20 protein-coding genes are annotated in these 26,736 nt (G+C 70.8%); 14 read left to right on the top strand and 6 right to left on the bottom strand.

Going from position 1 to position 26,736, the window contains the following annotated elements; all coding sequences use genetic code 11:
- Positions 1-51 precede the first annotated feature (51 nt).
- Positions 52-3,501, top strand: a complete 3,450-nt coding sequence (locus tag BDK92_RS28500) for a ThuA domain-containing protein (protein ID WP_121159468.1) — start codon at positions 52-54, stop codon at positions 3,499-3,501.
- Between the two features lie 135 nt (positions 3,502-3,636).
- On the opposite strand, the gene BDK92_RS28495 is transcribed toward BDK92_RS28500, so the two are convergent.
- The gene (locus tag BDK92_RS28495; RefSeq protein WP_246017293.1) at positions 3,637-4,362 is read right to left on the bottom strand and encodes a zinc-binding dehydrogenase; all 726 of its coding nucleotides are present in this window, start codon (positions 4,360-4,362) and stop codon (positions 3,637-3,639) included.
- A gap of 224 nt (positions 4,363-4,586) precedes the next feature.
- Between BDK92_RS28495 and BDK92_RS28490 the strand changes: the two genes are divergently transcribed.
- Positions 4,587-4,904, top strand: a complete 318-nt coding sequence (locus BDK92_RS28490; RefSeq protein ID WP_211349397.1) for a DUF6176 family protein — start codon at positions 4,587-4,589, stop codon at positions 4,902-4,904.
- A gap of 13 nt (positions 4,905-4,917) precedes the next feature.
- Here the strand turns inward: BDK92_RS28490 and BDK92_RS28485 are convergent, their stop codons facing one another.
- The gene (locus tag BDK92_RS28485) at positions 4,918-5,853 is read right to left on the bottom strand and encodes a LysR family transcriptional regulator (RefSeq protein WP_121159466.1); all 936 of its coding nucleotides are present in this window, start codon (positions 5,851-5,853) and stop codon (positions 4,918-4,920) included.
- 71 nt (positions 5,854-5,924) lie between these two features.
- Here BDK92_RS28485 and BDK92_RS28480 point away from each other — a divergent pair, with 71 nt between their 5' ends.
- From BDK92_RS28480 to BDK92_RS28470, 3 genes are read left to right on the top strand one after another with little or no spacing between them, the layout of a single operon-like run.
- Positions 5,925-6,611 (top strand): succinate dehydrogenase cytochrome b subunit, encoded by a 687-nt coding sequence (locus tag BDK92_RS28480; RefSeq protein WP_281278651.1) that lies wholly within the window; start codon positions 5,925-5,927, stop codon positions 6,609-6,611.
- Positions 6,612-6,613: 2 nt separating this feature from the next.
- Positions 6,614-8,551 (top strand): fumarate reductase/succinate dehydrogenase flavoprotein subunit, encoded by a 1,938-nt coding sequence (locus BDK92_RS28475; protein ID WP_121159464.1) that lies wholly within the window; start codon positions 6,614-6,616, stop codon positions 8,549-8,551.
- Complete coding sequence (locus BDK92_RS28470) at positions 8,548-9,312, top strand: succinate dehydrogenase/fumarate reductase iron-sulfur subunit (protein ID WP_121159463.1); 765 nt, start codon at positions 8,548-8,550, stop codon at positions 9,310-9,312. Before BDK92_RS28475 ends, BDK92_RS28470 begins: the two co-directional genes overlap by 4 nt.
- A 69-nt stretch (positions 9,313-9,381) precedes the next feature.
- Here BDK92_RS28470 and BDK92_RS28465 read toward each other — a convergent pair whose 3' ends face one another.
- Positions 9,382-11,781: a putative bifunctional diguanylate cyclase/phosphodiesterase gene (locus BDK92_RS28465; RefSeq protein WP_147457141.1), complete on the bottom strand. Its 2,400-nt coding sequence runs from the start codon at positions 11,779-11,781 to the stop codon at positions 9,382-9,384.
- Between the two features lie 307 nt (positions 11,782-12,088).
- Between BDK92_RS28465 and BDK92_RS28460 the strand changes: the two genes are divergently transcribed.
- Complete coding sequence (locus BDK92_RS28460; RefSeq protein WP_246017582.1) at positions 12,089-13,168, top strand: MBL fold metallo-hydrolase; 1,080 nt, start codon at positions 12,089-12,091, stop codon at positions 13,166-13,168.
- Positions 13,169-13,194: 26 nt separating this feature from the next.
- Here the strand turns inward: BDK92_RS28460 and BDK92_RS28455 are convergent, their stop codons facing one another.
- Both BDK92_RS28455 and BDK92_RS28450 read right to left on the bottom strand, forming a co-directional pair.
- Positions 13,195-14,706 carry a deoxyguanosinetriphosphate triphosphohydrolase family protein gene (locus tag BDK92_RS28455; protein ID WP_121159460.1) on the bottom strand — a complete coding sequence of 504 codons (1,512 nt, stop codon included), beginning with the start codon at positions 14,704-14,706 and terminating at the stop codon, positions 13,195-13,197.
- A gap of 59 nt (positions 14,707-14,765) precedes the next feature.
- On the bottom strand, positions 14,766-16,265 hold the full coding sequence (locus BDK92_RS28450; RefSeq protein ID WP_121159459.1) for an APC family permease: 1,500 nt from the start codon (positions 16,263-16,265) through the stop codon (positions 14,766-14,768).
- A 238-nt stretch (positions 16,266-16,503) separates the two neighbouring features.
- On the opposite strand from BDK92_RS28450, the gene BDK92_RS28445 reads away from it, so the two are divergent.
- The 3 genes from BDK92_RS28445 (at position 16,504) to BDK92_RS28435 (ending at position 20,199) form a co-directional block, all read left to right on the top strand.
- Positions 16,504-17,157, top strand: coding sequence for a GOLPH3/VPS74 family protein (locus BDK92_RS28445; protein ID WP_121159458.1), 654 nt, complete (start codon positions 16,504-16,506; stop codon positions 17,155-17,157).
- Positions 17,158-17,242: 85 nt separating this feature from the next.
- Positions 17,243-19,681: a Tex family protein gene (locus BDK92_RS28440; RefSeq protein WP_121159457.1), complete on the top strand. Its 2,439-nt coding sequence runs from the start codon at positions 17,243-17,245 to the stop codon at positions 19,679-19,681.
- An 86-nt stretch (positions 19,682-19,767) separates the two neighbouring features.
- Positions 19,768-20,199: a hypothetical protein gene (locus tag BDK92_RS28435; RefSeq protein WP_121159456.1), complete on the top strand. Its 432-nt coding sequence runs from the start codon at positions 19,768-19,770 to the stop codon at positions 20,197-20,199.
- A 37-nt stretch (positions 20,200-20,236) separates the two neighbouring features.
- Here the strand turns inward: BDK92_RS28435 and BDK92_RS39200 are convergent, their stop codons facing one another.
- Positions 20,237-20,404 carry a hypothetical protein gene (locus tag BDK92_RS39200; RefSeq protein ID WP_170208716.1) on the bottom strand — a complete coding sequence of 56 codons (168 nt, stop codon included), beginning with the start codon at positions 20,402-20,404 and terminating at the stop codon, positions 20,237-20,239.
- Positions 20,405-20,575: 171 nt separating this feature from the next.
- On the opposite strand from BDK92_RS39200, the gene BDK92_RS28430 reads away from it, so the two are divergent.
- The 5 genes from BDK92_RS28430 (at position 20,576) to wzy (ending at position 26,684) form a co-directional block, all read left to right on the top strand.
- Positions 20,576-21,295, top strand: coding sequence for a response regulator transcription factor (locus BDK92_RS28430; protein ID WP_121159455.1), 720 nt, complete (start codon positions 20,576-20,578; stop codon positions 21,293-21,295).
- Positions 21,292-23,064, top strand: a complete 1,773-nt coding sequence (locus BDK92_RS28425) for a sensor histidine kinase (RefSeq protein WP_246017292.1) — start codon at positions 21,292-21,294, stop codon at positions 23,062-23,064. The genes BDK92_RS28430 and BDK92_RS28425 overlap by 4 nt, the downstream gene beginning before the upstream one ends.
- Before the next feature lie 244 nt (positions 23,065-23,308).
- Positions 23,309-24,091 carry a class I SAM-dependent methyltransferase gene (locus BDK92_RS28420; RefSeq protein WP_121159454.1) on the top strand — a complete coding sequence of 261 codons (783 nt, stop codon included), beginning with the start codon at positions 23,309-23,311 and terminating at the stop codon, positions 24,089-24,091.
- Positions 24,088-25,440, top strand: coding sequence for a lipopolysaccharide biosynthesis protein (locus BDK92_RS28415; RefSeq protein ID WP_121159453.1), 1,353 nt, complete (start codon positions 24,088-24,090; stop codon positions 25,438-25,440). Before BDK92_RS28420 ends, BDK92_RS28415 begins: the two co-directional genes overlap by 4 nt.
- A complete protein-coding gene (gene wzy / locus BDK92_RS28410; protein ID WP_121159452.1) occupies positions 25,431-26,684 on the top strand; it encodes an O-antigen polysaccharide polymerase Wzy in 1,254 nt (417 codons plus the stop codon). The genes BDK92_RS28415 and wzy overlap by 10 nt, the downstream gene beginning before the upstream one ends.
- Positions 26,685-26,736 lie beyond the last annotated feature (52 nt).

Below are 26,736 nucleotides of genomic sequence, written 5' to 3'. Positions count from 1 at the left end.
CGGCAGGAAAGCGCTTTCCATTTATCCGTCCCTATTACCGGGAGCGCCTGCATGAGACGCTTACGATCCATCCCGATCGCCCTACTCGCGATCGCGGCCCTCGTCCTGACCATTACCCCGGCCCCCGCATCGGCAGCGGCCCGGTTCCGGGTACTGGTCTTCTCGAAGACCACGAACTTCTACCACGACTCGATCCCGGCCGGCGTCGCCGCGATCCAGCAACTCGGCCTCACCCACGACTTCGAGGTCGAGGCGACCACCGACGCGACCGCGTTCACCGACGCCAACCTGGCCCGGTTCGACGCCCTGGTCTTCAACAACACCAACTCCATCCCCGGCTCCGGCGACCTGCTCAACGCCGCCCAACGGACCGCGTTCCAGAACTTCATCCGACAGGGCGGGGGCTGGGTCGGCCTGCACGCGGCAACCGCGAGTGAGCGCGACTGGACCTGGTACGAGGGACTCGTCGGCACGATTTTCGACTACCACCCCGACTTCAGCTCCACCGGCGGCGTCTTCCCCGGCCGGATCAAGGTGCTGGACAAGGCCCACCCCTCCACCCAGACCCTGCCGGAACTCTGGGAACGCAGCGAGGAGTGGTACAACTGGCGAACCAACCCGACCAACAAGGTGCACACCCTCGCCCAGATCAAGGTCCGTGACGGAATCAACGGACTGGACGAAGGGGTCGACCACGCCTACTCCTGGTGCCAGAACTATGACGGTGGTCGATCCTGGTACACCGCCGGTGGGCACGCCTCCTCGTCCTTCAGCGAGCCACACTTCCTCAGTCACCTGCGGGGCGGAATCGAATGGGCGGCCGGCGCCGTACCGGGCGACTGCGGGGCCACCAAGAGCAGCAACTTCCAGCGCGTACCGCTGGTCAGCGCCGACCTGGCCGACCCGTTCGAACTGGCCGTGGCCGCGGACCGGCGGGTCTTCTACATCCAGCGCACCGGCGCGGTGAAGGTGATCGACCAGAGCACGCTCGGCGTGACCACGCTTGTCGACTTCGCCTACACCGCCGCCCAGACCAGCCAGTCCGACGGGTTGATCGGCATGACCCTGGACAACAACTTCGCCACCAACAACTGGATCTACCTGCTCTGGTCGGACAAGACACTCAACCAGTTGAACCTCTCCCGGTTCACGGTCACCGGCAACTCGATCGCGTTGAGCAGCGAGAAGCGGCTGCTGGCCATCCCGACGTACCGGGGCGAGGGCCGGGCCAACTCGCACATGGGCGGCTCGCTCGCCATGGACCGGCAGGGCAACCTGTACGCGGCCATCGGTGACAACACCGACCCCTTCGACTCCAGCGGCTTCACCCCGATCGACGAGCGCAGCGGACGACGGGCCTGGGACGCGCAGGCCACCGCCGGAAACACCAACGACCTGCGGGGCAAGATCCTGCGGATCCAGCCGCAGGCCGACGGCACCTACACCGTGCCGAGCGGCAACCTGTTCGCGCCGGGCACCGCGCGGACCCGCGCGGAGATCTACGCGATGGGCATGCGCAACCCGTTCCGGATCACCGTCGACCCGATCACGAACGCGGTGCTGGTCGCCGACTACGGACCCGACGCCACCGCGGCGAACCCGAACCGGGGTCCGGAGGGGACGGTCGAGTTCAACCGGATCACCAGCGCCGGCAACTACGGCTGGCCGTACTGCGTCGGCAACAACATCCCGTTCAACGACTACAACTTCGCCACCTCGACCTCCGGGCCGAAGTTCAACTGCGGGGCGCTGGTCAACAACTCGCCGAACAACACCGGGTTGACGAACCTGCCGGCCGCCCGCTCCGCCCTGGTCTGGTACGCGTACTCGGCGTCGGCACAGTTCCCCGAGGTCGGCACCGGCGGTGGTGGACCCATGGGCGGGCCCTCGTACGACTTCGACCCGGCCAACCCCCGGCTGACCAAGTTCCCCCAGTACTACGAGGGCAAGTGGATCGTCTACGAGCTGACCCGCAAGTGGTTCAAGACGATTTCCACGCACAGCACCGCGCAGAGCTTCACCAACCCCCGGTTCGGCCCGACCGCCGTCGGCGACCTCCAGTCGATCAACGGCGTACTCGGTGACTTCTCCTGGATCCAGCCGTTCGAGGCGGAGTTCGGGCCCGACGGCTCGCTCTACGTCATCGACTTCGGCGCCGGCACCGGCAGCGGCCGGGGCGGCACCAACGAAGGCGCCGGCATCTACCGGATCGACTACGTGGCCAGCGGCCGACCGCCGGTGGCGAAGGTGAGCGTCAACCGGGACAGTGGGCCGTCGCCGCTGACCGTCAACTTCTCCAGCGCCGGCTCGGCCTCCGGTGACGGCGCGCCGATCAGCTACGCCTGGGACTTCGACGGCAACGGCAGCACCGACTCGACCGCCACGAACCCGACGTACACCTACCCCAACCGGGGACGGTTCACCGCCCGGCTGACCGTCACCGGCACCGGGGGCGCCAACGCCGTCGCGACCACCGAGATCACCGTCGGCAACACCCGGCCGGTGGTCACCCTGAGCGTGCCGAACGGCGGCTTCTTCGAGTTCGGCGACCGGGTGCCGTACACGGTGACGGTCAGCGACCCGGAGGAGGCGACGATCGACTGCTCCCGGGTGATCGTGCAGACCCAGCTCGGGCACGACTCACACGCCCACCCGCTGGACAACTACACCGGTTGCTCCGGGGTCGCGGTCACCGACAGCAGCGCCGGTGACGGGCACGGCCCGGGCCAGAACCTCTTCACCCTGCTCACCGCCCAGTACACCGACGGCGGCGCGACCGGTGGCGTACCGGCACTGGTCGGCTCGACCCTGGTCGAGTTGCAGGTGAAGAACAAGGAGGCCGAGCACTTCGACGGGGCGCACGCCGGCATGCAGGTGCTGGACCGGGCCACCGCCCGCGCCGGCAAGCGACTCGGCGACATCGACCACAACGAGTGGGTCAACTACGGTCCGGTCAACCTCCAGGGGATCGGCTCGGTCACCGTCGGCGCCAGTTCCGGCAGCACCGGCGGGACCATCGAGTTCCGGGCCGGCTCACCGACCGGGCAACTGCTCGGCACGGCCGCCATCCCGAGCACCGGCGGCTGGGACAACGTCATCTCACCCACGGTGAACCTGACAAACCCCGGTGGCACCTTCACCCTCTACGCTGTCTTCGTCAACCCGGCACAGGTCGGCGGCACGCCCGACCTGATGTCCGTGGACTGGTTGCGGTTCAACGGGACCGGGGTCAAACAGGAGAGCGGTACGACGGTGAGCATCACCGCCACGCCAACCTCGGGGACGGCACCGCGAAGTGTCGCCTTCACCAGTAACGCGGTCGTCCCGGCGGGGCGGACCATCACCGACTACTCCTGGGACTTCGGCAACAACGCGGCGATCGTGCACAGCGCGTCGACCAGTCACACGTACACCCGCAGGGGGGTGTACACGGCGCGGCTGACGGTCACCGACAGCACCGGGGCCACCACCTCGGCCCAGGTCGTCATCACCGTCACCTGACCAGCCCGCGCTGTGGCTGGGCTGTGGCTTTCCAGTGCCCCTACAGGGGTACCAGAAGGCCACAGCCCAGCCATGGCCGACGCCCTCGTTGAGGCCATTGCGGCAGGAACGGTCGGCGCGGCAGGTCCGGAGCGGCTACGGGAGAAGGACGATCTTGCCGCGTACGCCTCCGGCCTCGACCCGGCGGTGCGCCTCGGCCGCCTCGGCCAGCGGCAACGTCGCCGCGACCCGGGTCAGCAGTTCGCCCTTGGCCACCTCCGCCATCAGCTCGGCGAGCATCGGCTGATTCTGCTGGATCAGAACGACGTGCTGCCGTACGCCACGGGCCGGGTCGACCGGCGGCGTCGGGCGGGTCGTCACCAGCACACCCCCGTCGGCGACCGCGGCGGCGGCCGGTGCACCGACCGGAACGGCGTCCAGCACGGCGTCGACCGGCCCGACCGTGGCCAGGTCAAGCGTCCGGGGCAGCACCTCGGCGACGCCGAGACCGCGCACCCATTCCTCGTCGCCCTGACTCGCCACCGCGAGCACCTGCTGCCCGGCCCGCGCCGCGAGCTGGGCCGCGAAGCCGCCCACCCCGCCGCTCACCCCGTTGACCAGCACGGTGGAGCCGGGAGCCAGCTCCATCAGCTCCAGCGCCTGCCGCGCGGTGAGCGCGTTCAGCGCAACGGTCGCGGCGGCGACCAGGTCGAGGTCGTCGGGGATGGGGACCACCGCGTCGCGGTCGACCGCGACCAGTTCGGCGTACGTCCCGACGGTGCCCCGGTTCTGGTACCAGTGGACCATCCCGGCCACCCGCTCGCCGGGGCGCAGGTCGGTGACGCCGTCGCCGTACCCGACCACCTCTCCTGTACCCAGCACGCATTCCTGGCGGAACTTATATACAGAGCTTCCGCCAGACGTGGCACATCGGGCTCAACAAACCAAAGGCACGGATGCCATAACTCACATCACACTTCGCGAACGAACCTTCACACCCTTAGATGGCTCACATAATCTAAGGGCGCCCAGGACGGCCCTGACCAGGCGTTGCCTTCGCGCCGACGCCCAGGCCCGGCAATCGCCGACAGCAAGGTGAGATGTTCATGCTCAAGATCAGGGTGCTCAAGGTACGACCGGACAAGGTGGACCGGCTCAAGGACTGGCTCGCCGAGGGCATGCGTCGGGCAGACGAGATCCGGGAGACCTTCCACAACGAAGGTGTCGCCCACGAGCAGGGTTTCCTGCTCTCGACCGAGGACGGACCGGTCCTTGTCTATGCAGTGGAGTCGGCCGACTACGAGGCGGCCAAGCGGGCCTTCGCGGAGTCGCCTTTCCCGATCGACGCCGAGCACAAGGCGGTCATGGCCGAGGTGATCGAGGGCGAGATTCCGGTACCGCTTCTTCTCGACGTCCGGCTCTGACCAGACGTCGCCCCTACAACGGTTCGACGCCGGGCGGGAGGGCGCCCTGTTCGGCGGCGGTACGGACGTAGTTGAGCAGGATCGCGCGCAGTGCCCGCGCCGCGTGCGTCGGTACGGCTTCGCGGCGGCGGGCCAGTGCGATGGTGCGTCGTACGCCGGGCGGGGCGAGCTGGGTGACCCGGATCCGGGGCCGGCGGGCGACCACGATGCCCGGCACCAGCGCCACGCCGAGCCCGACCTCGACGAAGCTGAGTACGGCGTCCATCTCGCCACCGTCCACCGCGAGTGAGGGTTCGAAGCCGGCGTCCCGGCACGCCTGGAGGGTGACGTCACGCAGGTCGTAGCCCTCACGGAACATCACCAGCGGCTGATCACGAAGGTCGACCAGGCGCAGTGTGCCCATCGGGGTGGTCGCCGGCAGCGGGTCGAGCGAGGCGACGACCAGACTCTCCCGCAGGATCGGCTCGACCCGTAGCGCGGGGTCCGGGCCGGGTGCCGGCTGGATGATCAGTGCCAGGTCGAGTTCGCCCCGGAGCAGGTCGCGGACCAGGTCCTGGGAGCCGCCCTCCTCGACCTGGAGGTCGACGTTGGGGTGGGCGTCGCGGAACCGGCGCAGCACCTGCGGGGCGAGCGAGGTGACCAGGCTCGGGGTGGCGCCGAGCCGGACCCGTCCCCGGCGTACGCCGACCAGTTCCTGCACCTCGCCCCGGGCCGTCTCGACGTCGGCCAGGATCCGTTTCGCCAGGGGCAGCAGGACCTCCCCGGCGGCGGTCAGGGTGATGTTTCCCCGGATCCGGTCGAAGAGCGGGGCGCCAAGGTCAACTTCCAGAGCGTGAATTTGCTTACTCAACGACGGCTGGGTGATGCCGACAATATCGGCCGCTTGGGTGAAATGCCGGTTTTCGGCGACCGCTACGAAGTACCGCAACTGGTGGAGCTGCACCTGCATAGCCTACAGCTATCGAGACTGCGCCTTTGATGCATTGGACGACTAATCACAGCTCTCCTAGCGTCGGTCAGGTGGCAGTAGAGACGCGGTCGCCGGTCCGCTCAACGGTCGGCAAGAAGGCAGTGATGGCGGTGACGGGCATCCTCCTGGTGCTCTTCCTCATCGCGCACATGCTCGGCAACCTCAAGATCTTCTTCGGCGCGGCCTCCTTCGACCACTACGCGCACTGGCTGCGGACCATCGGTACGCCGCTGCTGCCCGAGGTCTGGTACCTCTGGCTCCAGCGTGGCGCCCTGACTCTCGCCCTGGTGCTGCACATCTGGGCGGCGACCGCCCTCGCCGTGGCGGCCCGCAAGGCACGCCCGGTCCGGTACGTCCACCGCAAGCCCGTACAGGCCAGTTACGCCGCCCGGACCATGCGCTGGGGCGGGGTGATCATCCTGCTCTTCGTGGTCTACCACCTGCTCGACCTGACCACCGGAACGCTGAACCCGATCGGCGACCCGCGCCGGCCGCACGCCAACGTGGTCGCCGACTTCGCCCCCGAACGCTGGTACGTGACCCTGGTCTACACCCTGGCCATCGTCGCGCTCGGCTTCCACCTGCGGCACGGCATGTTCAGCGCGTTCCGCAGCCTCGGCCAGCAGTCGCCAAAGGGCGAGCGCCGGGCCCGCGCCACCGCACTCGTCTTCGCCGTCGTGCTCTGCGCCGGCTACCTGCTGGTTCCCTTCGCCGTACTAGCCGGATGGGTGTCATGACCATGGATATGTTCCGCATCGGCGAGCCGATCGCCGACACCAAGGCACCGGACGGGCCGATCGAGACCCGCTGGGAACGGCGCCGCTTCGAGGCCAAACTGGTCAACCCGGCGAACCGGCGCAAGCTCACCGTGCTGGTGGTCGGCACCGGACTCGCGGGTGGCTCCGCCGCCGCCACGCTCGCCGAACTCGGCTACCGGGTGAAGTCCTACTGCTACCAGGACAGCCCGCGCCGGGCCCACTCGATCGCCGCGCAGGGCGGCATCAACGCGGCGAAGAACTACCGCAACGACGGCGACTCCATACACCGGTTGTTCTACGACACCGTCAAGGGCGGCGACTTCCGTGCCCGCGAGTCGAACGTGCACCGCCTCGCCGAGGTGTCGGTCAACATCATCGACCAGGCGGTGGCCCAGGGCGTACCGTTCGCCCGCGAGTACGGCGGACTGCTCGACACCCGCTCGTTCGGCGGCGCCCAGGTGCAACGGACCTTCTACGCCCGGGGCCAGACGGGTCAGCAACTCCTGCTCGGGGCGTACCAGGCGCTGGAACGGCAGATCGCGCTCGGCCGGGTCGAGATGCACACCCGGCACGAGATGCTGGAACTCATCGTGGTCGACGACCGGGCCCGGGGAATCGTGGTCCGGGACATGGTCACCGGCGAGATAACCACCGAGTACGCCGACGCCGTGGTGCTCGCCTCCGGCGGGTACGGCAACGTCTTCTACCTCTCCACCAACGCCAAGGGCTGCAACGTCACGGCCACCTGGCGGGCACACCGCAAGGGCGCGTACTTCGCCAACCCCTGCTACACGCAGATCCACCCGACCTGCATCCCGGTCTCCGGCGACCACCAGTCGAAGCTGACCCTGATGAGCGAGTCGCTGCGCAACGACGGCCGGGTCTGGGTGCCGAAGCAGGCCCGTGACGACCGCAACCCCGCCGACATCCCGGAGGAGGAGCGGGACTACTTCCTGGAGCGGATGTACCCGGCCTTCGGCAACCTGGTGCCCCGGGACATCGCCTCCCGGGCGGCGAAGAACGTCTGCGACTCCGGCCACGGCGTCGGACCCACCGGACTCGGGGTCTACCTCGACTTCGCCGACGCGATCGACCGGCTCGGCCGGCACACCGTGCAGGAGCGGTACGGCAACCTCTTCGAGATGTACGAGCGGATCACCGGCGAGGACCCGTACCAGGTGCCGATGCGGATCTATCCCGCCGTGCACTACACCATGGGCGGGCTCTGGGTCGACTACGACCTCCAGGCCACCATTCCCGGCCTGTTCGTCATCGGTGAGGCGAACTTCTCCGACCACGGCGCCAACCGGCTCGGCGCCTCGGCGCTGATGCAGGGGCTGGCCGACGGCTACTTCGTGCTGCCGAACACCATCGCCAACTACCTCTCCGCCGGCCCGTTCGAGGCGATCGACGACAACCACCCCGAGGTGGTCGCCGCCCGTGCCGACGTCGAGGACCGGCTGGCCCGGCTGCTCGCGGTCAACGGCGACCGTACGGTCGACTCGTTCCACCGCGAACTGGGTCAGATCATGTGGGAGCACTGCGGCATGGAACGGACCGACGCCGGGCTGCGCAAGGCGATCGAGCAGATCCGTGCCCTGCGCGAGCAGTACTGGCGCCGGGTCAAGATCACCGGCGACGCGGACGGCATCAACCAGTCGCTGGAAAAGGCCGGCCGGGTCGCCGACTTCTTCGAGCTGGCCGAGCTGATGTGCGTCGACGCGCTGCACCGTACCGAGTCGTGCGGCGGGCACTTCCGGGCCGAGAGCCAGACCCCGGAGGGTGAGGCCCAGCGCGACGACGACCACTTCAGCTACGTCGCGGCCTGGGAGTTCACCGGTGCCGACCAGCCGCCGGTGCTGCACAAGGAAGACCTCAACTTCGAGTACGTCCACCCCAGCCAGCGGAGCTACAAGTGAACCTGACCCTGCGCATCTGGCGACAGTCCGGGCCGGCTGATCCCGGCCGGATGGTCTCCTACCAGGTCTCCGACGTGTCCCCGGACATGTCGTTCCTGGAGATGCTCGACGTGCTCAACGAGCGCCTGACCCTCGACGGCGCGGAGCCGGTGGCGTTCGACCACGACTGCCGCGAGGGGATCTGCGGCGCCTGCGGCATGGTCGTCAACGGCGTACCGCACGGACCGGAGCGGGCCACCACCATCTGCCAGTTGCACATGCGGCACTTCTCCGACGGCCAGACCATCGACATCGAACCGTGGCGGGCGCGGGCCTTCCCGGTGATGAAGGACCTGGTCGTGGACCGCAGCGCGTTCGACCGGATCATCGCCGCCGGTGGTTACATCTCGGTGCCGACCGGAAGCGCGCCGGAGGCGCACAGCCAGCCGGTGCCGAAGGTGGACGCGGACGCGGCGTTCGAGTCGGCCGCCTGCATCGGCTGCGGTGCCTGCGTCGCGGCCTGCCCGAACGGCTCCTCGATGCTCTTCACCGCGGCCAAGGTCACGCACCTGAGCCTGCTGCCCCAGGGCCAGCCGGAACGCTCCGGCCGGGTCCTCGACATGGTCGCCCAGCAGGACCTGGAGGGGTTCGGCGGCTGCACGAACATGGGTGAGTGCACCGCGGTCTGCCCGAAGGGGATCCCGCTGAGCACCATCGGCCGGCTGAACCGGGACTACCTCAAGGCGGCGAGCAGCCGCGGCGGCGAGCCCGGCACCGACTGAGCGGGGCGCTGGTCCGGCCGGGCCGGGCCGGCGCTCGACTCAGACGGCCAGGCCGGACCAGCGCTTGGCTCAGACGGCCAGGCCGGACCAGCGCTCGGCGAAGACCTCGGGACGTACCGGCCCGTCCCAGAGCCGGCCCTGGCCGTACAGCACGCCGAGCGTCTCCAGCACCTGCCGCTGGGTCGGCGTCTCGACCCCCTCGGCGACCACGCTCAACCGCAGCGCGCTGCTCATCGCCACCACCGCCCGGACGATCTCCTCGTCCTCCGAGTTGCCACCGAGTCCGTCGACAAACGCCCGGTCGATCTTGACCCCGGTGACCGGGTGGCGCCGCAGGTATCCCAGGGCCGAGTAGCCGGTGCCGAAATCGTCGACCACCACCCGTACGCCCATCCGGCGCAGACCGCCCAGGACCTCTTCGGTGACGACGGAGGCGTCGACCATCACCGACTCGGTTATCTCCAGCACCACCACCTCGGCCGGCAGGTCGTAGCGGCGCAGCGCCTCGGCCAGGGTCGCCGGCAGGGCCGGGTCGCGCAACTGCCGGGGCGAGACGTTGACCGAGAGCCAGAAGCGGTCGTCCACCACACCGTCGGACCGCCAGTCGGCGAACTGCCGCAGCGACTCGTCGAGCACCCAGCCGCCGATCTCGGCGATCAGGCCGGTGTCCTCGGCGATGGAGATGAAGTCGATCGGGGAGACGGCGCCCCGCGCCGGGTGGTCCCACCGGATCAGCGCCTCCGCGCCGACCAGTCGTCCGCCGGTCAACTCGACGATCGGCTGGTAGACCAGGTGGAGCTGCTCCTTGACCAGGGCGTGCCGCAGGGCGAACTCGATTTCGACCCGGTCGCGTACGCGGTCGCGCATGGAGGTGTCGAACAACGCCCACTTGCCCGGCCCCTCGGCCTTCGCGTGGTACATCGCCACGTCCGCGTCCCGCATCAACGACTCGGCGGTCACCGGCGCCGCCGCGTGCTGGGCGGCGGTGGCCGCGGTGGGCAGCCCACCCGGGCTCGCCTCGTCACCCGGCCGGCCCGGCTCCCCACCCGGCGCACCCGCCTTGTAGCCGGCCAGCCCGACCGACGTGTTCACCACCACCTCGACGCCGCGTACCTGCAACGGCACGGCGAACGAGGCCAGGATCCGTTCGGCGAGCGCCGTCGCCTCCTCCCGGGCGGCACCGAGCACGATCACGAACTCGTCCCCACCGACCCGGGCCACGGTCGCCGCCGCCGGCACCAGCGCCCTCAGCCGCCGCCCCACCTCGACGATGAGCTGGTCGCCGGTGTCGTGGCCCCACGAGTCGTTGACCAGCTTGAAGCCGTCCAGGTCGAGGAAGAACACCCAGATCCCGGCCCGACCGGCCGGGGTCCCGGCAAGCAGCCGGCTGACCTTCCGGGCGAGTGCGAGCCGGTTGGGCAGGCCGGTCAACGGGTCGTGGGTGGCGTGGTGCTCGTACCGGCGCTGGGCGGTGGCGTAGCCCTGCACCGCCGACACCGCCCGGATCAGCAGCAGCGCCACCATCACCGCCCCCGCCACCGCCGGCACCAGCCGCTCGACCAACGTCGGCTCGTGCAGCAACGCGATCAGCACGAACGGCGCCGCCAGGGCGGGGCAGATCAGCAGCAACCTCGGCCAGGACCAGGCCTGCACCGGCGGCGGCGTGGCCCGGCCGAGGTACACCACGGACGGGTGCAGGGCGGCGGCACCGGCCATCGCGAAGGCGAGGAAGAAGGGCAGGTCGAGCAGGGGCGCCCCGGGCAGGGTGGCGACCAGCCCGACGATCGCGTACGTCAGGTCGCCGACCAGCAGCGCCGTCATCGTGCCGACCAGCAGCCAGAAGCTGGGTCGGCGGGCGGCGGTGGTGAACGCGAGGTTGACCAGCAGGAGCAGCAGCACCACGTCGAAGATCGGGTACGTTCCGGCCAGCGCGGAGACCATCGCCGGCCGGCCCTGGACCGAGGCGGCCGGTACGGCCAGCAGCAGCACGGCGACGACCGCCGCGCCGAGACCGACGATCAGGCCGTCGATCAGGGCGTGCCGTTGCAGCCCACCCCGGGCACGCAGCAGCCCACCGAAACCGATGATCATGATGAGGTAGCCGGGCACCGTGAACAGGTCGGCGCTCAGCACCGACAGCCCGGTCCGCTCCGACGCCCAGGGGCGGAGCAGGGTGCCGACCAGGAAAAGGGCGGTGGACGCGCTGAGCAGATGCCAGGGGTGCCGGGGGGCGGCCCGGTGCCAACGTGGTCCGACCAGCAACACCACCGCGGTACCGGCCCCGACGAGGGTGAGCAGGAGCGTACCGAGCCAGTCGGCGAGATCGGCGACGTAGAGCGCGGCGGCGACAACCCCGGCACCGAGGACGGCCAGCGCAGCGGCCGGCGAGTCCCGGGCGAGCCGGGTCGAGTCCCGGACCGCCCGCGTCGGTTCGCGGGCGGCGCTGGCGTACGGGATCGCGCGTCGCATCGAGATCGCCCCCCGCGTGGACCCTTCCGTCACGCCTGACCGACAAGCAGGCGCATCACGCTACCAACCGGATCATCCTAGGTACGGTGGAGGATCGACTCGACTTGACCAGCCGATCGGATGATCAAGCCCTGCTCGGGGTCCCACCCCGGGCAGGAGCATGGGCTCAGCAGTGGCATGCCGGCGACGGGTGCCGGACGTGACCAACGAGGATGTGCGAGTGACGGTTGGACGGGCAGGATCGGGCCGAACGGATGCCACACGGTCCCGGCGCCGCTGGCGCAGGCGCGCCGGCGGGGCGCTCGCCCTGGCCGCCCTCGCCGCCGCAGCCTGGGCCGTCCGGGACATCCCGGTGGCGTTGGGTGCCCGTGCCACCGGCGACCGCGCCGCCCGGCTCCGGGCCTCACCGCAGTTCGAGGGCGACAGCTTCCGCAACCAGGCGAGCACCCGGACCATGATGGCCGAAACCGGCCGCAACGTCCTGCTCCAGTTCCTCTTCGGCGGGCACCGGCGTCGGCCCACCGAACCGGTCCCGCTGGTCGACCCCGGTCCGGCCGAGCCCGCCTCGGCTCCCGCCGACGAACTCGGCATCGTCTGGTACGGCCACGCCTCGGTGCTGGTGGAGATCGAGGGACGGCGGGTGCTGATCGACCCGATGTGGAGCGAACGGTGCTCCCCGTCCCGGCTGGTGGGGCCGCGTCGCCTGCACCCGCCCCCGGTGCCGCTGGCGGAACTGCCCCCGATCGATGCGATCCTCATCTCCCACGACCACTACGACCACCTGGACCTGGGCACCGTACGGGCGCTGCTGCGCGACCAGTCGGCGCCGTTCCTGGTCCCGCTCGGCGTCGGCGCCCACCTGGCCCGGTGGGGCGTACCGGCGGAGCGGATCGTCGAGCTGGACTGGACCGAGAGCGTGGACCTGGCCGGTCTGCGCTTCACCGCGACCGCCGCCCAGCACTTCTCCGGGCGGGCCTTCACCCGTAACCGCACCCTCTGGGGTTCGTGGGTGATCACCGGGGCGAACCGCCGGGTCTTCTATTCCGGCGACTCCGGCTACTTCTCCGGGTACGCCGAGATCGGCCGACGGCTCGGCCCGTTCGATGTCACGCTCATCCAGGTCGGCGCGTACGCCCCGGCCTGGCCCGAGATCCACATGTTCCCGGAGGAGGCGGTCACCGCCCACCTGGACCTGCGTGGTGGGTTGCTCATCCCGGTGCACTGGGCCACGTTCAACCTCGCCGTGCACTCCTGGGCGGACCCGGTGGACCGGTTGTGGCGGGAGGCGAAGGCCCGCGACGTCCGGCTGGCCGTACCCCGGCCCGGCGAACGGGTGGTCGTCGACCTGCCGCCGCCCGTCGACGGCTGGTGGCAGGAGATCAACTGAGCTGCCGCCCGGGTGCGGGCGGGTGCTCAGAGCACGAACGCGTCGGTCCAGAGCTGACCGGAGCGGCCGGACAGGGCGTCGAGCAACGCCACCGCCTGCCCGTCGGTCAGCGAGGCGACGAAGTCGATGATCGCCCGGCCCCGGGCCTTGGCGACCCGGTCGGGCACGCGTGGATGCAGTTCGGCCTCGGCGAGTTCGATCAGGTCGTGCAGCCGGCGGGGCAGCCGGGCCTCCTCCCGAGGGTCGAGGATCCAGTCGAGCAACGCCTCCACCAGCGTCTCCAGCGCCCGCGCCTGCCCGCGCTGGTGCAGCGCGAGGTCGGGCCGGCCGAGCACGAACTGGTGGTGGACGAACTTGAGCACCTGCACCTCGTGCCACTGCGGCCGGGCGAGCACCACGTGGCCGGAACGCACCGGTGGGTCGGCCACCACCGTGATCGCGTCCACCAGCCGCCGGGTCCACCGGGCGGAGAACCGGGACACCCCCTGCTCGGCCTCGATCGAGCCGTCGAAGGGCGCGGCGAGCAGACCGTCGACCAGTTCCCGCCGTACGTGCTCGACCGCGGCACCGAACGCCTGGTCGTCGCTGATCCAGGCGTCCTTGCGGTGCAGTTGCCGGCGCAGCCGCTCGATCGAGGCGCCGGGCCGGCGCAGCCCGTGCTCGAGGGTCGCGTCGGTCATCGACCGGAACTGGGCCGCCTCCCGCTGCCAGCCGAGCAGTTCGGCGGCGACCGCGCCCTGGCGCAGCACCCCCACCCGGTGGAAATCCTCCACGTCGTGGATCGCGTACGCGATGTCGTCGGCGGTGTCCATGATCGACGCCTCGACGGTCTGCTGCCAGTCGGCGATCCGTCCGGCGAACGGCGCCCGAGCCTGCCGCAGGTCCTCGACCTCGGTGCTGTACGCGCCGAACTTGGCCGAACCGCTGGTCGGGTCCTCCGGCGGCGCGCTGGCCCCGCGCGGCGGCGGGTCGAACTGCCGGGGATGCGGGTCCGGGTAGCCGGACCGGGTCCACGGGTATTTCAGGATGGCGGCCCGGACGGCCGCGGTGAGGTCCAGGCCGATGGTGGCCGTGCCCCGGATCTCGGTGCTGGTCACGATCCGGTACGACTGCGCGTTGCCCTCGAACCCGTCGGCCAGGCCGAGCCGTTGCCGGGCGATCCGGTCGAGCACCTGCTCGCCCAGGTGCCCGAAGGGCGGGTGGCCCAGATCGTGGGCGAGCGCCGCGGCCTCGACCACGTCGGGGTCGCATCCACCGAGCCGGGCGAGCAGGTCGCGGTAGCGCTCGTCGCGGACCAGCCGCTCCGCGACCGCCCGCCCCACCTGGGCGACCTTGAGGCTGTGCGTCAACCGGTTGTGCACCAGCAGCCCGGAGCCGCCCGGACTGATCACCTGGGTGACGCCACCGAGCCGGGCGAGAAACGGCGAGCTGACGATCCGGTCCCGGTCGGCCCGGAACGGACTGTCGGCAAGGTCGCCGAGGGCGTTGGCGCGGCCCCCGAAGAGCCGTCGGGCCCGCGGATCCGCCGAAGACTCCATGATCCGACGCTAGCCCAGCCGGACCCGGCCGGTGTGCGCAGGCCCGACCAAGGCCCGACTCAGGCCGGTGTGCCGGCCCGCCGAACGGCGACGGGGTGCGGCGCCGGAACCGGTTCGAGGGCCCCGCCGCCGACCCGGGCGTAGACCTCCGGCTGCGACGACCGGAGGGCAAGTCCCCAGAGCAGGCCCGCCAGGGCGACCAGACCGGGCAGTCCCGGCAGGAGCCCGCGCAGGTAGCCGGGGGCGCCGGGGGCGAGCAGGGTGCCGAAGTCGGCCAGCAGGACGACCAGGACGACGCTCAGCCCCATGGTGGCGAGCGTCGGCGCGACCAGCCGCCGCCACCGTGCCTCGACCACCTCCGGTCGGTGGTTGAAGAAGTTCAGCACGGCCACCGAGGTCAGGGTCAGCAGCAGCAGTACGCCGACCGCGCCCATCGCGGTGAGCCAGGTGAACAGTTCGGTGACCGGGTCGCGGCCGGCGGCGGCAAAGCCGACCAGCACCGCCAACGCCAGTCCGGTCTGCACCAGCGAGGCGGCGACCGGTGCGCCCCGGCGGACCCCGACCCGACCCAGCCGACCGGGGAGCACCCGTTCGAAGCCCAGCCCGTAGAGCTGCCGGGTCACCGCGTTGTGCCCGCCGAGCAGCGCGGCCAGTACGGCGGTGGCGAGCAGGGCCTGGGCGACGACCGCCAGGGTCGCCCCGCCATGCCGGGCAAGGACGTCGGCGACCAGCCCCGGGCCGGCGACAGCGGCCACGGTGGCGGTGTTCGCCGGTCCGGTGGCGACGGTCAACGCCCAGGCGGAGAGGGCGTAGCAGGCGCCGGTGGCGACGATCGCCAGGTGGCTGGCGCGGGCCACGGTGTGGCGCGGGTTCCGCGCCTGCGAACGGTAGGCCGGGGCGGACTCGACGCCGACGAACGCGGCGGCGCCCAGGGCCAGGACCGCGCCGAGGCCGGTCGCCGAGAGGCTGCCGGGGTCGAGGCCGGTCACACTGACCCGGCCCCCGGCCGGATTGTCCAGGGCCAGCACCACGAGCGCCGCCAGGACGAGCAATTCCAGGATCAGCAGAATGACGAGCACCCGCCCGGAAAGATCCCGCTGGAGTACGCCGAGCACGCTCACCACCGCCCAGGCGACCAGCGCCCAGATCCACCAGTCGAGTTCCAGCGCGAATTCCTCGCCGACGAACTCGCCGAGAATCGCGCCGATCAGTCCGTACAGACCGATCTGGATCGCGTTGTACGCGAGCAACGCGACAAAGGCGGCGGCAACCGCCCCGGCCCGGCCGAGTCCCTTGGCGATATACGAGGAGAAAGCACCCGGGTTCGGCACGTACCGGCTCATGCTGGTGTAACCGACGGCGAACACGGCCAGCACGATCGTCAGCACCAGGAAACAGAACGCAGCTCCGGCGTTGCCGCTGACCGCGTACATGATCGGGACGGCACCACCGACCGCCGTCAGCGGCGCGGCGGCCGCGATGGCGAAGAGCGCCAGCCGCCCGGTTCCCAGCCGACCGGGGCGCAACGGGATGCCGGGGATGCGCGGCTCGGTTGGCATGTGCGGTCGCTCCTGACCGGTCAAAACATTGTCGATCGACAATCAGGAGAGGTTATGGCCGTTTCCGCCGGGCGACAAGTTTGTACGTTCATCCGACAGTTCCCGCTCCGGGAGTCCGTTGCCCGACGCAACTACCACGAGCGGGTTGAGCGCGGTGATTCCTTGCCGTAGCGTCCTGCATCAACACGCGGAGCTACCGAAGCGTCACGACGGTACCGGGCGGGGCCGGAGACGAGCCATGAACAAGTTCCTGGGCGATACCGAACGACTCGCCGATGAACTCTTCCTCATCGGACACGACGACTACAACGGCAAACCACTGGCTGCCGCGAACCTGCTCGACTCGGCGCTGGCCGGCGCGATCCTCGCCGAACTGGCCCTGGCCGGACGGATCACCATCACCCGGGGCGACGTCTTCGTCGCCGACAACCGGGCCTGGCAGGACCCGGTCGCCGACCGGACCCTCGGTGAGATCGTCCGCCAGGGCGACGGGCACAACGCCCGCGCCTGGCTGGAGTTCATCCGCCCCCAGGTGCACGAACAGGTCGGCCTGCGGCTGGTCAGCGCGGGCGCGCTGCGCCGGCACAGTCGGCGCACCCTGACCCTGCGGATGACCGTCCGCTGGCCCGGCCGGGACCCGAACCGGGTCGCCGCGCCCCGGGTGCGGCTCGCCGCCGTGCTGGAACGCTCCGACCAGCCGCTCGACATCCGAGACGCGACGCTCGCCGCACTGGTCCGCTCCAGCGGTCTGATCCGGGTCTTCGGCCTGCCCGAACACGCGGTGGCGCAGCGGATCTCGGCCGCCCGCCGGCTGCTGCCACCCGCCCTCGCCGACCTGCTCGCCGCGGTCGACGCGACGGTCGCCGCCGCCACCCTCAGCATCCGCCGCTGAATCTCCGCGCCCCCGCGACACCGCCACACGGGTGCCGGGCGGCACAATGCGTACGTAACCCACCCGGAGAAGGCGGACCAGGATCGTGACGACGTCTGTTCATCAGCGGATCGCCGAGGAGCTCGGCGTACGCGAGCGGCAGGTAACGGCCGCCGTCGAACTGCTCGACGGCGGGGCCACCGTGCCCTTCATCGCCCGTTACCGCAAGGAAGTCACCGGCATGCTCGACGACGCGCAACTGCGCACCCTCGAGGAACGGCTGCGCTACCTGCGGGAGTTGGAGGAGCGCCGGGCGGCGATCCTGGAGTCCATCCGCAGCCAGGGCAAGCTGGACGAGGCGCTCGAGGCGTCGCTGCTGGCGGCCGACTCGAAGGCCCGGCTGGAGGACATCTACCTGCCGTACAAGCCCAAGCGGCGGACCCGGGCGCAGATCGCCCGGGAGGCGGGCCTCGAACCCCTCGCCGACCAGCTTCTCGCCGACCCGGGACTCGATCCCCGGGCGACCGCGACCGCCTACGTCGACGCCGAGAAGGGCGTGGCGGATCCGACCGCCGCACTCGACGGCGCACGGGCGATCCTGGTCGAGCGGTTCGCCGAGGACGCCGACCTGATCGGGTCGCTGCGTGAGCAGATGTGGTCGCGGGGGCGGCTGACCGCCCGGGTACGCGACGGCCAGCAGGAGACCGGGGCGAAGTTCTCGGACTACTTCGACTTCACCGAGCCGTACACCCGGGTCGCCTCGCACCGGGTGCTGGCGATGTTCCGGGGCGAGAAGGAGGGCGTGCTCGACCTGAGCATGGACCCCGAGGAGGTTCCGCAGGACGACAGCGCCCCGGTCGGCCCGACCCGGTACGAGTTGGAGATCGCCGCCCGGTTCGGGGTCGCCGACCGGGGCCGGCCGGCGGACCGGTGGTTGACCGACACGGTGCGCTGGGCGTGGCGTACCCGGATCCTGATCCACCTCGGCGCGGACCTGCGGATGCGGCTCTGGCAGGCGGCCGAGGACGAGTCCGTCCGGGTCTTCGCGACCAACCTGCGCGACCTGCTGCTCGCCGCCCCGGCCGGCAGCCGGACCACGATGGGTCTCGACCCCGGCGTGCGTACGGGCGTGAAGGTCGCCGTGGTCGACGCGACCGGCAAGGTGCTCGCCACCGACACGATCTACCCGCACGAGCCGCGCCGCCAGTGGGACCAGTCCATCGACACCCTCGCCCGGCTGGCGAAGGCCCACTCGGTGGACCTCGTCGCGATCGGCAACGGCACCGCCTCACGGGAGACCGACAAGCTCGCCGCCGACCTGATCAAACTGCACCCGGGGCTGAACCTGACCAAGGTGATGGTCTCCGAGGCCGGCGCCTCGGTCTACTCCGCCTCGGCGTACGCGTCGCAGGAGCTGCCCGGCCTGGACGTGTCGCTGCGCGGCGCGGTCTCGATCGCCCGCCGGCTCCAGGACCCGCTGGCCGAACTGGTGAAGATCGAGCCGCGCTCGATCGGCGTCGGCCAGTACCAGCACGACCTCTCCGACGTGAAGCTCTCCCGTTCGCTGGACGCGGTGGTCGAGGACTGCGTGAACGGTGTCGGGGTCGACGTGAACACCGCCTCGGCCCCGCTGCTCACCCGGGTCTCCGGGATCGGTGCCGGGCTCGCCGAGAACATCGTGCTGCACCGGGACACGCACGGCCCGTTCCGGAGCCGCCGGGCGCTGAAGGAGGTCCCCCGGCTCGGGCCGAAGGCGTTCGAACAGTGCGCCGGGTTCCTCCGCATCCCGGACGGCGACGACCCACTGGACGCCTCCGCGGTCCACCCGGAGTCGTACCCGGTGGTCCGGCGCATCCTCGCCAGCACCGGCGGGGACATCGGCTCCCTGATCGGCAAGAGCGCGCTGCTGCGCGCGCTGAAGCCGACCGACTTCGTCGACGAGACATTCGGTCTGCCGACCGTCACCGACATCATCGGGGAGCTGGAGAAGCCGGGACGTGACCCACGCCCGGCCTTCCGTACCGCCACCTTCGCCGAGGGCGTCGAGAAGATCGGCGACCTGACCCCCGGCATGCTGCTGGAGGGCGTGGTCACCAACGTCGCCGCCTTCGGCGCCTTCGTCGACATCGGGGTGCACCAGGACGGACTGGTGCACGTGTCGGCGATGTCGAACACCTTCGTGAAGGACCCCCGGGACGTGGTGAAGTCGGGCGACGTGGTCCGGGTGAAGGTGCTGGACGTGGACGTACCACGCAAGCGGATCTCGCTCACCCTGCGGCTGGAGGACGAGGCGACCGCCGCTGCGCCGCGTACCGGCGGTGGCGACCGTCGGGAACGCCCGACGGGCGAGCGCCGGGACCGGGGCGGTGCCGACCGGGGTGGTGCCGACCGGGGTGGTTCCCGGGGCGGCGGTGGCCAGTCCCGGCAGGGTCGCGGCGGCGGCGGGGGCGGTGGCGGCGGTGGCAACTCCGCGCCGAGCGGTGCGATGGCCGACGCCCTGCGTCGCGCCGGGCTCGACAAGGGCCTCGGCGGCTCCGGCCGCTGACCCGTGCACGCCGGGTCCTCCCCGTCGCGACCACCACCGGTCGCGGCGGGGAGGCACCACTGGGAGCGCTGACGTACGGTCTGCTGATGGTCGACGACGGGCAGGCCGCCTGGCGGGCGGAGCACCGCCGCGCGGTCGAGGTACGCGCCGAGGCGGACCGCCAGCGCCGGGCCCGGGAGACCGGGCAGGCGCGGGAGCTGGTCGCCGGTTTTGTCCGGGAGGCCGAACGGCGTGAGCTGCCGCCCTCCCCGCTGAGCGCGCTCGCTCCCGGTGGCGCCCGCTACCGGACCGGCCTGGTCGGCTGGTACGTCGACGTCAACCGCACCAGGGCGGTCAGCACCGCCGGTGAGTTCTACCTGCTCACCGTGCCGGCAAGCTGGCGGGCGCGGTTGACCGGGGTCACCGTCACGCCGCAGGAGCCCCGGCTGGTGGTCGGTGAGGGTGGGCGGGACGGCGAGTCGATGCCGCTGGCCCAACTGCTCGACCGCCGGCTCGCCGCGGGTCCGCACTGGCCATGACCGGGGCGATCATCTCTCACTCAGGGTGAGCATTCCGTCACGCGTGACCATCGGGCGTGGTCGTCTCACTGGCCCGGCCGGCCGCAGCCTCGGCCCGGCGCAGCGCCAGCGTCTCCCGCATCCGGCGTCGCGCCGCGCGCCAACGCTGCTCTTCACGACTGGTCAGGTGGGGTGCAACGGCGCTGCGTGGCTCTCGTACCAACATGGGGATACGGTAGGGAGCCGGGTGTGAAGGACCGACGAAGAAGGCGTTGCCTTGCGGTACGCCGAACCGGACGACCGGCGCCATACAGCTTCCGCACGTGGCCTTAACGACTCCTTCACCGGTGACGGGTTGAATCCGTCCGAACGCTACCCGTCTCACGGATGAGGAGTCATGGGCGCACGGATCCTGGTTGCCGAGGACGACCGTAAGCAGGCGAATCTGGTTCGGATCTACCTCGAACGGGAGGGCCACAGCGTCCTGCTGGTCGGTGACGGGCGGGCCGCGCTGGACCAGGTCCGCGCCCGTCGGCCCGATCTGGTGGTACTCGACGTGATGATGCCGATCGTCGACGGTCTCGACGTGTGTCGGGTCCTGCGGGCGGAGTCGGACCTGCCGATCCTGCTGCTCACCGCCCGTACCACCGAGGACGACATCCTGCTCGGGCTCGACCTCGGCGCGGACGACTACCTGACCAAGCCGTACAGCCCACGGGAGCTGGCCGCGCGGGTCCGGGCCCTGCTGCGCCGCGCCGGGGTGGTGAGCGCGGGCAACCAGGCGGTGCTCACCGTCGGCGAGTTGGAGATCGACGCGGGCCGGTTCGAGGTGCGGATCGCCGGTCGGCCGATCACCCTCACCGCGAAGGAGTTCGGCATCCTGGAGGTGCTGGCCAGCGAACCGGGGCGGGCGTTCACCCGGGCGCAGATCATCGACCGGGCCTTTGGTTTCGACCACTACGTGCTGGAACGCACGGTCGACGTACACGTGATGAACCTGCGCCGCAAGATCGAACCCGACGCGGCCGACCCCCGCTACGTGCAGACCGTCTTCGGTCGCGGCTACCGCCTGGCCGACGCCCCGACGCCGCCGGTCCCGGCGACCAGCTCGCTGTGAGCTTCCGGTTCCGGGTGCTCGGGCTGGTCATGTTCGTCGCGCTCAGCGCGACCTGCGCGACCGCCTGGCTGACCCTGCGCCAGGCCCGGGAGCAGCTCGCCGCCTCGGCCAGTGCCAGCCAGGAACAGGTCGACATGATCAGTTCCGAACTGAAGGCGTACGGCAGCCGGCAGGGCACCTGGGAAGGCGTCGCCGATCTTGTCATACGGCTGCACCAGGACACCGGTCAACGGATCCACCTGGAGAGCGACCTCGGGGTGCTGGTGGACACCGACACGGTGCGCGACCCGGGCCGCGCCTTCCGGCCACTCGGCCCGCTCACTGCGGTGGTCAATCCGAGGCCGACGCTCTCCCTGGGCGGTACGGAGTCCGACCCGGCGGGAATCACGGTCAAGGCGATCGGAAGCTACCGGTCGGGCGTGCTGTTCGCCGCCTGTCTGACCCGGCGAGGGCTGGACGTGGTCAGTTCCGGCGGTGCGCTCGGGGTGCCGACCTTCGAACCCGGCCCGGACATCGGGAAGGGGGACCTGGAGAGCCTCGACGACTGTCGGGCCAGCGCCGCCGAGGCGGGGCGGAACGTCAACACGGACATCGACCGGACCACCCGCTGCGTCACGTCGGACGGGGCCGACAATCCGGACGGTGGTCCGCCGCAGCCGGTCCTACCCGGGCGGGCACCAGTCGCCAAACCCGGCGCGGACTTCACCGATCCGCGGCTCCGCAACGGCGTCTCGCCGACCGCCACTCCGGTCTCGGAGGCGGCGATCGCCTGCCTGACCCAGGTGTTCAACCTCCAGATCAACGACGTGGCGCCGCAGCCGGTACGGCTCTATCTCGGCGCGCAGAGCGATCCGGGGGCCGTGCTGACCACCGGCCCGGTGCTCGCCGGGGTCGCCGGGGTGGCGGGAATCGCGGTCCTCTGTACGGCGCTGCTGAGCCACCGGGTGATCCGCCCGATCGGGCGTCTCACCGCCGCCGCGCAACGGCTCGGCCGGGGCGACCTCTCCGGGCGGGTTCCGGTGAGCGGCCGCGACGAACTGGCCAAACTGGGACGCTCGTTCAACCAGATGGCCGACTCGCTGCAACGCGGCGAGGAGCGGCAGCGCCGGCTGGTGGCCGACGTCGCCCATGAGCTCCGCAGTCCGTTGGCGAATCTGCGCGGCTATCTGGAGGCGCTGAAGGACGGGGTGATCAAGCCGGACCCGGAGCTGTTCGCCTCCCTGCACGAGGAGGCGGTGCTGCAACAACGGATCGTCGACGACCTGCAGGAACTGGCCCTGGCCGAGGCGGGCACGTTGGCGTACCACCGGGTCCACGTCGACCTGGCCGAGTTGCTGGAGACCTGCCAGACCGCCCACCGGGCGCTGGCCGAGGCGGCCGGGGTAACGCTCCGGGTGGTCGCCGAGCCGGTGGTCGTGCACGCGGACCCGGACCGGTTGCGTCAGGTGGTCGGAAATCTGATCACGAACGCACTGCGGGCCACCGCCGCTGGCGGCAACCTCACGCTGCACGCGTCGCGGGCGGGTGCCGGTGCGTTGATCCGCGTCTCCGACGACGGCTGCGGCATCGCTCCGGACGCGCTTGCGCACGTCTTCGACCGGTTCTGGCGGGCGGACTCGGCCCGGGGACGCGGCACCGGTGGCAGTGGACTCGGTCTCGCCATCACCCGGCAGATCGTCACCGACCACGGCGGCACCATCACCGTCGCCAGTGAACTCGGCGTCGGTACGACCTTCAGCATCGTCCTGCCCGCTGTCGCGGCCGAATAGAGCAAACGGCTTTTTGCGACTCAACGGCTGGTAGAGTGCTTTTCGCGAGTTGAGTCCGCTTTGTCGATCTTCGGTCGAACAGCGTCCCACCCGGGACGAGGATCACCGTCCGGTTTCTCCCAGTCCACTCCCGTACCCGTGACGTACCACGACGGGCACGGGAGCCGGCGCGGACCGAACCGGCCGACCAGAGTGGATCCGAGATATCCGGGCCGGTTTCTACCGCCGGGATCAGGAGACGGGGATGACCAAATCCACGGAGTTGACCTCCACCGAATCATGGGACCAGTTGTGGACCCAGCCCCAGCCCAGCCGGATGACCGGCCAGGTCAAGCAACGGCTGAGGGCGACCCGCACCTGGCACCAGCTGCTGTCGGACCTGCTCGACAGCACCGGCCGCGCCCCTGGCCAGCCGGTCGACGTGCTCGAACTCGGCTGCGCTCCCGGCAGCATGCTGATGCTGCTGCACCAGCTCCGGCCCAACCACACCTACCACGGGATCGACTTCGCACCCGAGGGCCTGAAGACCGCCCGACGGCTGCTGGCGGCCGGCGGCATCCCCGCGACCCTGCACCTGGGCGACGTCCGTACGGCCGAACTACCGCCGGTTGACCTGGTCGTCTCATTCGGACTGGTGGAACACTTCGACGACCCGGCCGAGATCGTCACGCACCATCGACGGTTCCTCCGGCCCGGCGGCGTCGTCGCGGTGACGGTCCCGAACTACTCCCACCCCGCGCTGGTCGCGCTCCTGCGACGGTTCAGTCCGGACACACTTGCCACCCACAACCTGAGGGTGATGTCGGAGGAGTCGCTGCGCGCGGCGTGCGCCACGGCCGGGCTGGTCGACATCCGCACCGGCGTGAGCGGTGGACCGACGATGCCGAACTCCCGGGTCCGGCGCGACCTCTCCGGCACCTCGTACCGGTTGGCCGCCCGCACCTGGAACGTCTGCAGCGACCTGCTGCTGCCCCAAGGCTGGCCCTGGCCGGCGACCATCTGGGCCACCGGCGTCCACGCCGGATGACCCTCCCCGGTCACGCGGCGACAGCCGCACCCCCCACCGGTGACCCGGCACCCGCCGGGAGCCCCGCCACCCGCCGGATCGGCGGCGTCGTCGGCCAGATCACCTGGAGTCTGCTCGGCATCCTCGTCGCCGCGCTGGCGCAGTGGCTGGTCATCGTGGTGCTGGCCCGCTACGGAAACCCGGCCATGATCGGTCAGTACGCCCTCGGGCTCGCCGTGGCGGCCCCGGTCACGCTCGTCGCCGGACTCGCCCTGCGGACCGTCCAGGTGACCGACGCGCACTCGCGCTTCAGCTTCGACGACTACCTACGGCTGCGCCTACTCGGCATGACCGTCGCCACGGTGGTGGTCGCCGTCGTCGCCACGTTCGTCGGCCCGTCCGGTGCCGTCGTCGTGCTGCTGGTCGGCATCGCGAAGGCGCTGGACGGCGTCGGCGACATCTACCTCGGACTCTTCCAACGCCACGGCCGGATGAAGAGCATCAGCCTCTCGATGATCGTGAACGGGGTCGCCACCGTGCTCGCGGTGACCACCCTGCTCGTGCTCACCGGAAGCGTGGCGTGGGCGGTGGTGGGCTCGGTCGCGGGCTCCGCCCTCGGCGCGGTCGTCTACTGCGTGGTCACCACCCGGTCGCTGCGACGTACCCTCCCGCCCGACGACGCCGATCCTGCTGTCGACAGCCCGGAGCCTGCCGGCGACACCTGGTCGGCGACGAGCAGACGGCTGGCCGCGCTGGCGACGCTCGCGCTTCCGCTCGGCGTCGCCTCCGGACTCGCCTCGTTCACCGTCAACCTGCCCCGCTACCTCGTCGGGCACCAACTCGGTACGGCGGCGCTCGGCATCTTCGCCGCCATCGGATACGTCGTCCTCGCCGCCAACGCCGTGTTCGCGGCGGTCGCCCAGACCATGCTGCCCCGGATGTCCCAGCTCTACGCGAGCAACCAGGTCGTCGCCCTCACCCGGCTCATCAACCGACTCGTCCTGGTCACGCTCCTGCTCGGCGCCCTCGCCGTCGGCGCCGCCGCGATCCTCGGACGGCCCGCCCTCAACCTGGTGTACGGGGCGCCCTACGCCCGGCACGCCTCGGTGCTGACCCTGCTCACCGTCGTCGCCGCGCTCAGCGGAGCGGTCTTCATCGTGGGCACCGCGCTCTCCGCGCTGCACCGGTTCGGCAACCAGTTCACCGCGAGCGTCGCCACCCTGCTGCTCACCGCGCTCGCCGGCGCCCTGCTCATCCCCCGCTATGGACTCGACGGAGCCGCCTGGACCGTCGTACTGACGGTCGCCGGAGACGGCACACTCAAGGCGCTCATGCTGCGCCGAGCCCTGAGGGGACGGTCGTGGACCTGAACAACACCACGATGATCTGGATCAGTGTCGTCGGCGCGATCGCGGTGCCCATCCTGCTGCTGCTGCGGTCCGGGCGCCGGGACGTGCTGCCGTACCTGGCCGGCTACTTCGCCTTCTTCGGCCTCGGCCCGGCGGTCAACTACGCCCTCGGGCGGGACATCTACTACGGGATCGTGACCGACCGGATCGGCGCCGCCTCGTTCGGCCTGCTGCTGGGGCTGCTCGGCATGCTCCTGGTGGGCGTGCTCCTCCCGGTCCGCCGGGGAGCGCTGGACCGGACCCGACTCGACGACGCCGCACACCCCCTCCCCCTGGTGGCCCCCCTGCTGCTGGGGCTGGCCGGTTACGCATTAGCGATCATGGTGTGGCACGGACCGGCGATGCTCGCCGGCAACAAACTCGACCGGATCACGCTCGCCGGGCCATGGCACTACGACTACCTGCTGTTGCAGACCATGGCCTGTTCGCTCTACTTCGCCGCCCGGTCCACCCGGCTCGGCACCATCGCCTACGCGACGAACATCGCCTGTTACGTCGGCTACTGCCTGGTCACCAACGAGCGCGACTTCCTCTTCGCGCTGTTCGCCGTCCTGCTGCACGTACAGATCTTCCGACGCCGGGCCATGTCGCTGCGGCTGGCGCTGATCGGTGGCACCGGCATCGTCGTCGCCACCTATCTGGCCAGCATCCGCAGCCCCGGGGTCGGCGAGGGCACCACCCGCCTCCTGAACGAGGGAACCGTCACGTTCCCGGACACGTACGTGATGAACCTGGTACCCGACCAGATGCCGCACCGGTACGGCGAGACGTACTGGGACGCCCTGCTCGGCGTCCTGCCCATCGGCCAGCAGTACGCGCTCGCGCAATGGCTGGTCGACCTCTACGCCCCCGGCTCCCCCGGCGGCTACGGCTTCTCACTGGCCGCCGAGGCGTACCTCAACTTCGGCATGGCCGGCATCCCGCTGGTCTTCGTCGCGCTCACCGTCGTGCAACGGTTGCTCGCCCGCCGGGTGGACCAGGGCGACTTCTACCTCTACGCGAGCATGCTCTTCACCATCACCTGGATGTACAACTTCCGGGGCGAGAGCTTCGCCCTGGTGAAGACCCTGGTGTACGGCGCCGTGCTCTACGGCGGACTGCACCTGTCCGGAACCCTGCGCAAGCGTTACCGGAGGGTCTCCCGGCCGAGGGTCACACCGGCCCGGAAGGGGGCCCGCCATCGGCGGGTGCCCGCGCTGCGTTGAGCCGGCCGGCGCCACCCGGGTCGGTCAGCGATCGGGCTGGCAACACTCGGCT

The organism is Micromonospora pisi (genome assembly GCF_003633685.1).
Taxonomy (GTDB): domain Bacteria; phylum Actinomycetota; class Actinomycetes; order Mycobacteriales; family Micromonosporaceae; genus Micromonospora_G; species Micromonospora_G pisi.
This window is presented reverse-complemented; position numbering and strand designations above follow the sequence as displayed.

Excerpts from the sequence above, each read along its gene's own strand:
- BDK92_RS28420 (WP_121159454.1), top strand. The coding sequence starts at position 23,309 with ATGACCAAATCCACGGAGTTGACCTCCACCGAATCATGGGACCAGTTG.
- BDK92_RS28475 (WP_121159464.1), top strand. The coding sequence starts at position 6,614 with ATGGATATGTTCCGCATCGGCGAGCCGATCGCCGACACCAAGGCACCG.
- BDK92_RS28465 (WP_147457141.1), bottom strand. The coding sequence starts at position 11,781 with ATGCGACGCGCGATCCCGTACGCCAGCGCCGCCCGCGAACCGACGCGG.
- BDK92_RS28500 (WP_121159468.1), top strand. The coding sequence starts at position 52 with ATGAGACGCTTACGATCCATCCCGATCGCCCTACTCGCGATCGCGGCC.
- BDK92_RS28430 (WP_121159455.1), top strand. The coding sequence starts at position 20,576 with ATGGGCGCACGGATCCTGGTTGCCGAGGACGACCGTAAGCAGGCGAAT.
- BDK92_RS28435 (WP_121159456.1), top strand. The coding sequence starts at position 19,768 with ATGGTCGACGACGGGCAGGCCGCCTGGCGGGCGGAGCACCGCCGCGCG.
- BDK92_RS28415 (WP_121159453.1), top strand. The coding sequence starts at position 24,088 with ATGACCCTCCCCGGTCACGCGGCGACAGCCGCACCCCCCACCGGTGAC.
- BDK92_RS28450 (WP_121159459.1), bottom strand. The coding sequence starts at position 16,265 with ATGCCAACCGAGCCGCGCATCCCCGGCATCCCGTTGCGCCCCGGTCGG.
- BDK92_RS39200 (WP_170208716.1), bottom strand. The coding sequence starts at position 20,404 with ATGTTGGTACGAGAGCCACGCAGCGCCGTTGCACCCCACCTGACCAGT.
- BDK92_RS28490 (WP_211349397.1), top strand. The coding sequence starts at position 4,587 with ATGCTCAAGATCAGGGTGCTCAAGGTACGACCGGACAAGGTGGACCGG.
- BDK92_RS28485 (WP_121159466.1), bottom strand. The coding sequence starts at position 5,853 with ATGCAGGTGCAGCTCCACCAGTTGCGGTACTTCGTAGCGGTCGCCGAA.
- BDK92_RS28445 (WP_121159458.1), top strand. The coding sequence starts at position 16,504 with ATGAACAAGTTCCTGGGCGATACCGAACGACTCGCCGATGAACTCTTC.
- BDK92_RS28455 (WP_121159460.1), bottom strand. The coding sequence starts at position 14,706 with ATGGAGTCTTCGGCGGATCCGCGGGCCCGACGGCTCTTCGGGGGCCGC.